Source organism: Cetobacterium sp. (assembly GCF_048470075.1).
Classification (GTDB): Bacteria; Fusobacteriota; Fusobacteriia; order Fusobacteriales; family Fusobacteriaceae; genus Cetobacterium_A.
On record NZ_DBGBQB010000350.1, the window covers coordinates 1 to 10,616 of the forward strand.

The 10,616-nt window shown below is 34.2% G+C and carries 9 protein-coding genes; all 9 read right to left on the reverse strand.

Annotation, left to right across the window (positions count from 1 at the left end; all coding sequences use genetic code 11):
• Positions 1-146 precede the first annotated feature (146 nt).
• Positions 147-1,280 (reverse strand): D-alanyl-D-alanine carboxypeptidase family protein, encoded by a 1,134-nt coding sequence (locus tag ACMOUI_RS12160; protein ID WP_418965958.1) that lies wholly within the window; start codon positions 1,278-1,280, stop codon positions 147-149.
• Positions 1,281-1,342: 62 nt separating this feature from the next.
• Entirely contained in the window at positions 1,343-1,717 is a 375-nt protein-coding gene (gene nifU, locus ACMOUI_RS12165; protein WP_418965959.1) for a Fe-S cluster assembly scaffold protein NifU, read from the reverse strand.
• A gap of 26 nt (positions 1,718-1,743) precedes the next feature.
• Positions 1,744-2,910, reverse strand: a complete 1,167-nt coding sequence (locus tag ACMOUI_RS12170; RefSeq protein ID WP_418965960.1) for a cysteine desulfurase family protein — start codon at positions 2,908-2,910, stop codon at positions 1,744-1,746.
• A gap of 100 nt (positions 2,911-3,010) precedes the next feature.
• Positions 3,011-3,646 carry an endonuclease III gene (gene nth, locus ACMOUI_RS12175; RefSeq protein WP_418965961.1) on the reverse strand — a complete coding sequence of 212 codons (636 nt, stop codon included), beginning with the start codon at positions 3,644-3,646 and terminating at the stop codon, positions 3,011-3,013.
• Between the two features lie 11 nt (positions 3,647-3,657).
• A complete protein-coding gene (locus tag ACMOUI_RS12180; protein ID WP_418965962.1) occupies positions 3,658-4,131 on the reverse strand; it encodes a GNAT family N-acetyltransferase in 474 nt (157 codons plus the stop codon).
• Positions 4,131-5,357: a tyrosine--tRNA ligase gene (gene tyrS, locus ACMOUI_RS12185; protein ID WP_418965963.1), complete on the reverse strand. Its 1,227-nt coding sequence runs from the start codon at positions 5,355-5,357 to the stop codon at positions 4,131-4,133. The genes ACMOUI_RS12180 and tyrS overlap by 1 nt, the downstream gene beginning before the upstream one ends.
• Before the next feature lie 113 nt (positions 5,358-5,470).
• A complete protein-coding gene (gene eno, locus ACMOUI_RS12190; protein ID WP_418965964.1) occupies positions 5,471-6,778 on the reverse strand; it encodes a phosphopyruvate hydratase in 1,308 nt (435 codons plus the stop codon).
• Between the two features lie 71 nt (positions 6,779-6,849).
• Positions 6,850-8,259, reverse strand: a complete 1,410-nt coding sequence (gene pykF / locus ACMOUI_RS12195; protein WP_418965965.1) for a pyruvate kinase PykF — start codon at positions 8,257-8,259, stop codon at positions 6,850-6,852.
• Between the two features lie 269 nt (positions 8,260-8,528).
• The gene (locus ACMOUI_RS12200; protein ID WP_418965966.1) at positions 8,529-10,499 is read right to left on the reverse strand and encodes a sodium-translocating pyrophosphatase; all 1,971 of its coding nucleotides are present in this window, start codon (positions 10,497-10,499) and stop codon (positions 8,529-8,531) included.
• Positions 10,500-10,616 lie beyond the last annotated feature (117 nt).

Consider the following 10,616-nt stretch of genomic DNA (forward strand, 5'->3'; position numbering starts at 1 on the left):
GGCATTTGTTATTTTCATAACTTCTGACTATTTTCTCTATTCGGTTGTTAATGTCCTTTTCTACAATTCTTGTCGGCGGTGTTTCCCGCTGACAAAAATTATAGTATCATAAATTTTAAACTAAGTCAATAACTTTTTTTATTTTTTTAAAAAATATCCATTATTTTATCCATAAGTTTCTTTTTCTCTATATCTCTTTTAACAATTAAATTGTCTTTAAATACCACTTCACCATTTACTAACACCTTATAGCTACCCACCACTGTCCCAGCTTTTATAGGGGCTACTAACTTTTTTTCTCTCTCTGTTACTATGGAGATATCCGCATCTTTTTTTACAATTTTAGAGAAAGATTTTGTACCATAAGTTTTTACTTCATAAATATATCCTCCTGTCAAAGGTATAGAAATAATTGGTACATCTTTTTTTATAATATCTTTATTTTTATAATTTTCATGAAATATTTTATTTAATTCTAAAATTTTATTGTCTCTTATTTTAGGAGATTTTCCTCCCATTACAACAGTGACTATATTTGCATTATCTTTATCACTTAAAACTGTTATATTAAATCTAGATTTTGTATGATATCCCGTTTTTAAACCATAGATTCCCTCTTTTCCCAAAAGATGAATTGTACTTTTTAATCTATAGCCTCCATTTTTTATTTCAGCAGTTTTTTGTCTTGCAATAGCTATATATTCAGGATATTTTAATGCTTCCATGGATAGTACATATATACCATGTGCCGATCCCATATCCAATTTTTTTCTGGTCATATGGTCTGGTAGCCCAGCAGGTGTGTGGAACTCTAACTCATTTTCCAATCCTAAACTTTTTGCCTTTGCATTCATCATATCTATAAATCTGGGGATACTCCCCTTTCCAGAGTGCTTAGCTAAAGCGTACGCAGCATTATTTGCTGATTTTATAGCAGCTGATTTCAATAGATCTATTACCATTATTTTCTCCCCACTCTCCATGGGAATAGAACTTCCACCTGCACTTAAAATCTCCCAATCCACAGGTACTTCATCATACATACTTATATTTCCTTTTCTTATTTCGTCCAAGGTTACTAATATTGTCATAACCTTAGTTACAGAAGCCAATGGATACATATGTGTTGCATTTTCCTGATAAAATATGTTTCCCTTATCATCACCCAATATATAAGCTCTGTAATCCGGAATGTTATCTTTTACTGTTTTACTCTGAGTGCTCTTTGAAAAAGATATTGTTGATGCGATTAATACGAAAATTACAACCAGTTTTTTCATAGCTTCTTCCTCCAAATAAAAAATTTAGGAACCACATAACTGCAGTTCCTAAATATTATACATTATTTTTGTTTTTTAGCCAAGTAGTCTTCAATAGCTTCTTTTAAGGCTTCCTCTGCCAACACCGAACAGTGCATTTTAGTCGCTGGTAATCCACCTAAAGCCTCTGCTACAACCTTATTTGTAATCTCTAGAGCTTCATGTATATTCTTACCTAGAACCATCTCTGTTGACACTGATGATGTTGCTATTGCTGATGCACATCCAAAAGTTCTAAATTTAACATCTGTTATTATATCGTTATCTATTTTTAAAAATATCTCCATGATATCTCCGCAAGATGGGTTTCCAACTTTACCGTAACCATCAGGATTCTCCATTGTTCCAACATTTCTTGGGTTCATAAAATGATCCATTACTTTTTCTGAATATTGCATAATTTTCTCCTTAGTTTTCAATTGTTTTATTTTTTATATTCATTCCATAAAGGGGATAACATTCTTAATTTTTCTACAACTTTTACAACTTGCTCAACTGTATAATCAATCTCTTCTTTTGTATTGTATTTACCAAGACTAAATCTTATTGTTCCATGAGCAAATTCTGGTTCAATTCCCATTCCTAATAAAACATGAGAGGCTTGTAACTCATCAGAGGAGCAAGCAGATCCAGAACTTACAGCTATTCCTAAATAACTTAGTGATAGCAGTATCGACTCTCCCTCTAAATATTTGAAAGTTACACTAGATGTTCCTGGAAGTCTTTCCACTGATTTTGCATTTATAACTACCTCAGGGATTCTATTAAGTATCTCACTCTCAAAGTAATCTCTTAACTCTTGCTCCCTTTTTATTTCAGCATCCATATTTTCGCAGGCCATCTCTAAAGCTTTAGCCATCCCTACAACAGCTGGTGTATTAGTTGTTCCAGGTCTCAGTTTTTTCTCCTGTCCTCCACCAGTTATTGTTCTAGCTACTCTTACACCCTGTCTGATATAAAGACCAGCTATTCCTTTAGGTCCATGAAATTTATGCCCTGAAAATGTCAATAGATCAGCACCTAACTCTTTAGGATAAACCGGTATCTTACCTACACTTTGAACACCATCCACATGTAGTAAAACTCTGTTCTTTTTAGCTATTTCAGATATCTCTTTTATAGGTTCAATTGTTCCTACTTCATTGTTAGCATGCATCACTGATATCAGTATTGTTTCAGGTGTCACCGCTTCCTCTAATTTTTTTACATCTATAACTCCGTTTTCATCAACTGGTATAAATGTTATTCTATACCCATCCTGCTCTAAATCTTTAAAAGTATTCTTTATAGCTGGATGCTCTATTGAACTTGTTATTATATGATTTCCTCTGTTTTTATATGCTTTAGCTACTCCTCTAACTGCAATGTTATCTGATTCAGTTCCTGAAGCTGTAAATATAATCTCTTCTGGTTTAACTTTTAATAAAGTTGCAATTTTTTCTCTTGCTTCTGAAACAGCTAATCCCGTTTCCTTTCCAAAAAGGTGCATACTAAATGCATTTCCATATTCCTCTGTTAAAAAAGGCATCATAGCTTCTAGTACTTTAGGGTCCATTTTTGTAGTAGCATTGTTATCCAGATAAACTCTCATAGTTATCGTCTCCTTAAGTTATCATTATATTCTTATATTTAGATAATAACATTCTTTACCACATATGTCAACAATTAAAAACTTTTTTTATATACTTTTTCTATATCTTTTCACCATGCTTACAATAGAGTTTTATTTCACATTCCAAACATTTTGGCCTTCTTGCAATACACTTATCTCTACCCTGCAAAATTAAATAGTGAGAAAAATCTATCCAATACTCTTTTGGTATTATTTTCATCAACTCTTTCTCTATCTTTAATACATCTTCCTCTTTTACTAATCCAATTAAATTTGTCAATCTTTTTACATGGGTGTCCACCGTTATTCCATCTGCCAATCGCCAAATCTCTCCTCTTACCACATTGGCGGTTTTACGACCCACTCCAGCAAGTCCAGTTAATTCATCCATCTCTTTAGGAACTTCGCCATTGTAATTTTGAATCAGTTGCTGACTACACAACTTTATGTTTTTAGCTTTATTTCTATAAAAACCTGTACTTTTTATCAGTTCTTCTATCTCTTCTATTGGCATAGAGGCAAATTGCTGAGGAGTATTTACACTTTTAAACATCTTCTCAGTCACAATATTTACCCTCACATCTGTACATTGAGCTGACAGTATTACCGCTACTAATAGTTCAAAAGGAGTGGTGTAGTTTAAGGCACATTTGGGATGCCCAAATTTATTTTGTAGAATCTCTATAACTTTTAAAGCTCTCTCTTTTTTTCTCAAAATTCCCTCCATCACTCAAAAACTTTCATATATAAAAAATAATCAATACCACCATGTTCTATTTGACCTTTAAATTGAAATCCAGCCTTTTTAAAACATAGAATGGATCTATCGTTCTCCTCCAAAATATATGCTACAACATATTTTAAATTTTGATATTTAAAACGAAGTTCATCTATACTTGCATTTACAATTGTTGTAGAATACCCTTTCCCTCTTATACATTCAGCTAAATACAAGGAAATCTCTGCACCTTCAAAATCTTCATCCAGTTGAAATTTTACATTTCCCAAGAAAGTTCCCTTTAAATCTTCGACAGTAAACATTGCATACTTGGAAGAACTTATTAAAAATCTATACCATCTTTCATGATTTTTTTTTTGCTCATCCTCATCGCTTTTACAATATTTTTTTACATAGTTTAAATTCAGATGGTTATATATATTTTCTATGTCATCCGTCGTAGTCTCTCTAATTACTATCACTACTTTATAACAACCCTATTGTATTTTTTCTTTCCTTGTTTTATCATCATAGCTCCATCTATAAATAACTCTTTTGTTATCTCCATAGCAAAATCTGTTACCTTCTCATCATTTATAGTTAGACCATTTTGTTGAACTAATCTTCTTCCTTCACTCTTAGTCTTTAATAGCCCTAATTCAACCATTAAATCAACCACACCTGTCCCTAAAACTTCCTCTGTTACCTCTGAAGTTGGTACATTTGTTAAATCAAGTCCACCTTGACCAAATAGAGCTTCAGAGGCTTGTTTAGCTTTTTCAGCTTCCTCTTCTCCATGGACTATTTTTGTCACTTCATAAGCTAAAACTTTTTTAGCCTCGTTTATTTCTGCTCCCTCTAGTGATGAAAGTCTTCTAACTTCATCCATCGGTAAAAATGTTAATAATGCCAATGGTTGTGCCACATCTGCATCTGGTAAATTTCTCCAGTATTGGTAAAACTCATAGGGAGTTGTCTTTTCTGGATCTAACCATAGAGCCCCTTTAGCAGTTTTTCCCATCTTTTTTCCTTCACTATTTGTAAGTAAAGTACAAGTCATTGCATAACCTTGCTTTTTATCTTTCTTTCTAATTAAATCTACTCCTGCAATCATGTTAGACCACTGGTCATCTCCACCTAATTGCATAGTACATCCAAATTTTCTATTTAAAACTAAAAAGTCATATCCTTGCATTAACATGTAGTTAAACTCTAAAAATGATAGTCCACCATTTTCCATTCTAGACTTAAAACACTCTGCTGCTAACATTCTATTTACAGAAAACTGTGATCCAATATCTCTTATAAAATCTATATAGTTCAATCCTCTTAACCAATCAGCATTATTAACTAATAATGCCTTATCATCAGTAAAATCTATAAATTTTTCCATCTGTTTTTTTATAGAAGCCACATTGTGAGCTATAATCTCATCTGTCATCATCTGTCTCATATCGGTTCTTCCACTAGGGTCTCCAATTTGAGCAGTTCCTCCTCCGATCAATGCAATAGGTCTATGTCCATGCTGTTGCATATGAGACATGAACATCATCGCTATGAAGTGCCCTACATGTAAGCTATCTGCTGTTGGATCAAAACCTATATAAAAAGTTACTCTCTCTTTTTCTAGTAACTCTTTTATCTCCTCTTCGTGAGTCATTTGTTTTATGTATCCACGATCTTTTAAAACTTCAAAAACATTTGACATTTTTATTTCCTCCATAATTTAATTTTATTTCTATTGTAACACAAAGCCCCCTATTTTTAAAGGTTTAATAAAAAAGAGAGACCTAAAGTCTCTCTTTATATAAAATCAGTTAATTACTTTGTTGTATTGTAGAATACTTCGATTCCGTTGAATTGAGCAACTGATCCTAATTCCTCTTCAATTCTTAATAATTGGTTGTATTTAGCCATTCTATCAGTTCTTGAAGTTGATCCAGTTTTAATTTGACCTGCGTTTGTTGCAACAGCGATATCAGCTATTGTAGCATCTTCAGTCTCTCCAGATCTGTGAGATATTACAGCAGTCATGTTTGCTCTCTTAGCCATTTCAATTGCATCTAAAGTCTCAGTTAAAGTACCGATTTGGTTTAATTTAATTAAGATTGAATTAGCAGCTTTCATTTCGATTCCTCTTGCTAATCTCTCAGTGTTAGTAACGAATAAGTCGTCTCCAACGATTTGAACTTTCTTTCCAACTTTTGCAGTTAACATTTGGAATCCAGCCCAGTCATTTTCTCCTAATCCATCTTCGATAGATTTAATTGGATATTTCTCACATAATTCAGCATACCACTCGATCATTTCTTCAGTAGTTCTTACTACTCCACCCTCTCTCTTGAAGTGGTACTCAAATGATCCATCCTCTTTCTCAACACAGAACTCAGTTGCAGCTGCGTCTAAAGCGAATGTAATATCAGTTCCTAACTCATATCCTGCTGCTTTAACAGCTTGACATATAATTTCTAAAGCTCCCTCTGTTCCGTTGATTTTAGCTGGTGCATATCCACCCTCATTTCCAACGTTTGTTGAATCTCCATTAGCTTTTAAGATTTTTCCTAAGTGGTGGAATATTTCACATCCCATTCTCATAGCTTCAGCAAATGTTTTAGCTCCAACTGGTTGGATCATAAACTCTTGAACGTCTACTGCTGAGTCAGCATGGCTTCCTCCATTTAATATGTTCATCATAGGTAAAGGTAACTCTTTAGCGTTAACTCCTCCTAAGTATTTGTATAGAGGTTGTCCTAAAGCTTCTGCTGCCGCTTTAGCTACTGCTAGAGAAACACCTAATATAGCGTTTGCTCCTAATCTATCTTTGTTTGGAGTTCCATCTAATTCGATCATAGCTTTATCAATTGCTACTTGATTAGTTGCATCCATACCGATTACTAACTCTTTTATTTCAGTGTTTACATAGTTTACTGCCTTTAAAACACCTTTTCCTAAGTATCTAGATTTATCCTCATCTCTTAATTCTACTGCTTCGTAAGCTCCTGTAGATGCTCCAGATGGAACTGCAGCTCTTCCCATAGCTCCACACTCTAATATTACGTCAACCTCAACTGTTGGGTTTCCTCTTGAATCAAGAATTTCTCTTCCTTTAACTTCAACTATTCTAGTCATTTCTTTAAATCCTCCTTAGAATTTTTTAAAAGTTTATATTTTAAAATTAAGTCTCAAAATTTATGTAATGTTTATTTTACTTTAATAACTTTCATTGAGTTACTTGTTCCTGCTTTGAATACCTCTTCTCCACATGATGCAACTATTATATCTCCTGATTTAACAAGTCCTAATGCTAAAGCTTTTGCTTCTGCTAAAACGTAGAACTCCTCTAAATTCTTAGCTGTTGTATCTAAACAAGGGATTACTCCTCTTGTTAATATCATTTGATTGTATGTTTTCTCATTGTTTGTTATCGCTAATATGAATGCTTCTGGGAAATATCTTCTTAAAGCTGTTGCCGATCTTCCTGATGCAGTTCCTGATACGATTAATTTAGCTCCTAATGCTTCTGCTACATCTACTGTACCTCTAGCCATAGCTTCAGTTATAGTTACTCCCTCTTCATTTTCTATTTCGAAAGCTACTAAAGGATCTGTTTTTTCAGCTATTTTTCTCATTACTGTTACAGCTTCAATTGGGTATTTTCCTTTTGCTGTTTCTCCAGATAGCATTATTGCATCTGTACCATCTAATATTGCGTTAGTTACGTCTGTTGCTTCCGCTCTAGTTGGTCTTGGGTTCTTTATCATTGAATCTAGCATCTGTGTAGCTGTTATTACTACTTTCCCTGCTAAGTTACATTTTTCTACCATCATCTTTTGTGCAAATGGAACCTCTTCTACAGGGATCTCTACTCCTAGATCTCCTCTAGCTACCATTATACCATCAGATAACTCTAAAATCTCATCAAAATTATCTAATCCCTCTTGATTTTCTATTTTAGAGATTATTTTTATTTTTTCTCCACCATTAGCATCTAAAACTTCTCTAACAGCTCTTACATCATCAGCTTTTCTGATAAATGATGCCGCTACGAAATCTACATTTTGCTCACATCCGAACTTTAAATCTCCAATATCTTTTGGTGATAAAGCTGGTAATTGAACTGAAACATTTGGTAAGTTAACTCCTTTGTTCTCTCCTAAGTCTCCGTTATTTTTTACAATACATCTAACTTCGTTTCCAACAACCTCTTCAACTTCCATTTCAATTAATCCATCATCGATTAAAACTATGTTTCCAGCTTTTAAGTCCTCTGTTAATCCTTTATAAGTTACAGCAACTCTTGTTGAATCTCCAATAACTGTCTCATCTGTAGTTATAGTGAACTTTTGTCCAGCTACTAAAGAAACATCGTTTCCTCCTACTAGCTTAATTGTTCTTATCTCTGGTCCTTTAGTATCCAATAAAACAGCAGCATTAATTCCTGTGTTTGCAATCGCTTGTTTTAAGTTAACTATTCTTTGCCCATGCTCCTCATGGCTTCCATGAGAGAAGTTCATTCTCATAACATTCATTCCAGCTTCTAATAACTGTGATAATACCTCAACTGATTCTGTTTTTGGCCCTATTGTACACACTATTTTTGTTTTTTTCATAGTTCCCTCCTATAATGAGTTTTTAATCTATATTTTAATTTTTTACATCCCTGCATTTTGTATTCAAATTCTATCTAATATACTAGTTAAAGTCAAGAAAGTTAAATATCTATTTTTTACCTTTTTTTGACTCTATTATTCCCACTTTTTTATAAGCACTTTTATTTTTAGTTACTTTTACGAAATATCTCCTCTTGTTCTTCTTATTTTTCAGACTTTTTCCTTTTTATTTTAAATAAAAAAGTCCCAGTTTAAACTAGGACTTAATTTTAAACAAAAAGTGGTACCAAAACTAACGAAACGATACTCATTAACTTGATTAGAATATTTAAAGATGGTCCAGATGTATCCTTAAATGGATCTCCAACTGTATCTCCCACCACTGCTGCTTTATGTCTTTCTGATCCCTTTCCATCACCCTTATAACCAGCTTCAATCTGTTTTTTAGCATTATCCCATGCCCCACCGGCATTGGCCATCATTATTGCCATTAATATACCTGTCACTAGAGCTCCGGCAAGTAGTCCACCAAGAGCTTCTGGAGACCATAATCCCACAACTACTGGAGCTAATACAGCTAAAATTCCAGGGATTAACATCTCTCTCAATGAAGAGTGAGTCGATATCTCTACACATCTTTTATAGTCTGGTTTTGTTGTCTTTTCCATGATTCCTGGAATCTCTCTAAACTGTCTTCTTACCTCTTCAACCATCTCCATAGCCGCTTTACCAACTGCAGTCATTGTCAAAGCTGAGAACAAGAATGTCAGCATTCCACCTATAAATATTCCCACTATTACATCTGGATTTATTATATCTAGAACAAATTCTGCTCCAGATAGTTTTTGAATAGATTCCTTATATGCCGCAAATAATGATAATGCAGTCAAAGCTGCAGACCCTATTGCAAACCCTTTTCCAACAGCTGCTGTTGAATTTCCAACTGCATCTAATTTATCTGTACACTCTCTAACCTCATGAGGTAACTCTGCCATTTCAGCAATTCCTCCAGCATTATCAGCAACAGGTCCATAGGCATCTACAGCAACTACCATTCCTGTTGTTGATAACATTCCAACCGCCGCTATTGATATTCCATATAGTCCAGCAAACTTATATGCCACTATTATTGCTATTGATATTATTATCATAGGTGCCACTGTAGACTCCATTCCTACAGCTAATCCCTCTATAATCGTTGTAGCTGGACCAGTTTTTGCCGCATCAGATATTCTATTAACAGCCTTTTTCCCAGTATCTGTATACAGTCCTGTAAAGTAAGCTATCACTAATCCTGCCACTAATCCTGCCACAATTGCCCAAAATACTCCCATAGGTAAATTAAGGTACTTTATTACTCCAAAAGAGGCAACAATTGATAATATACCTGCTATTCTAGTACCATTTTCCAACTTATGATAAACTTCATCTGGCTTTTCAGTTTTTACTGTCAATGTTGCCAATATTGATGCTATTATTCCAAATGCTGATATCATCACTGGTGCCAATAGGTACTCTCTTGTTTCCATTGCCGCACCAATTGCCAATGTCGCTATTATTGATCCCACATAAGATTCAAATAGATCCGCTCCCATTCCAGCCACGTCACCTACGTTATCTCCTACGTTATCCGCTATTGTTGCTGGATTTCTAGGATCATCCTCTGGAATTCCAGCCTCAACTTTCCCTACCAAGTCAGCTCCTACGTCGGCCGCTTTAGTGTAGATTCCTCCTCCAACTCTTGCAAATAATGCGATTGAAGAAGCTCCCATACCAAATCCTGTTATTATACTTACATCCCAATTAAATACCAAAATTAATATTGTTAAACCCAACATTCCAAGTCCAACAACTGAAAGCCCCATAACTGCTCCACCAGCAAAAGCTACATCTAGGGCCTTTGCCAATCCACCCTCTTTTGCTGCAATTGATGTTCTTCCATTAGCTTTTGTTGCTATTCTCATACCGATGTTTCCTGCTAAAGCTGATGTTAATGCCCCTATTACGAAAGTTAATGCTACCATTGGAGATAAAAATACTCCAAGTAAAACCGCTACCGCTGCAACAAACCAAATTAAAATTTTATATTCCGCCGAAAGAAATGCCATTGCGCCTTCTCTAATTGCATCTGTGATTTCAGCTACTCTCGGAATATTAATCTCATAGCTTTGAACTTTCTTGGAGTAAAAAGATGCCGCGAATAGTGCTATAATACCACCGAAAATTCCCAAATAGATCATTTGTTCCACTTTTAAAACCTCCCAGTATGTTTAGTATGATTAAAGTATACGAGAAAGTCTAAGATATTTCAAGCAAAAACAAAGTTCTTTTTTTCTTTATTTTTTATTGTTTTTTAG

Coding starts and splice junctions, on each gene's coding strand:
- ACMOUI_RS12170 (WP_418965960.1), bottom strand. CDS start 2,910: ATGAGAGTTTATCTGGATAACAATGCTACTACAAAAATGGACCCTAAA.
- tyrS (WP_418965963.1), bottom strand. CDS start 5,357: ATGTCAAATGTTTTTGAAGTTTTAAAAGATCGTGGATACATAAAACAA.
- ACMOUI_RS12160 (WP_418965958.1), bottom strand. CDS start 1,280: ATGAAAAAACTGGTTGTAATTTTCGTATTAATCGCATCAACAATATCT.
- pykF (WP_418965965.1), bottom strand. CDS start 8,259: ATGAAAAAAACAAAAATAGTGTGTACAATAGGGCCAAAAACAGAATCA.
- nifU (WP_418965959.1), bottom strand. CDS start 1,717: ATGCAATATTCAGAAAAAGTAATGGATCATTTTATGAACCCAAGAAAT.
- eno (WP_418965964.1), bottom strand. CDS start 6,778: ATGACTAGAATAGTTGAAGTTAAAGGAAGAGAAATTCTTGATTCAAGA.
- ACMOUI_RS12200 (WP_418965966.1), bottom strand. CDS start 10,499: ATGATCTATTTGGGAATTTTCGGTGGTATTATAGCACTATTCGCGGCA.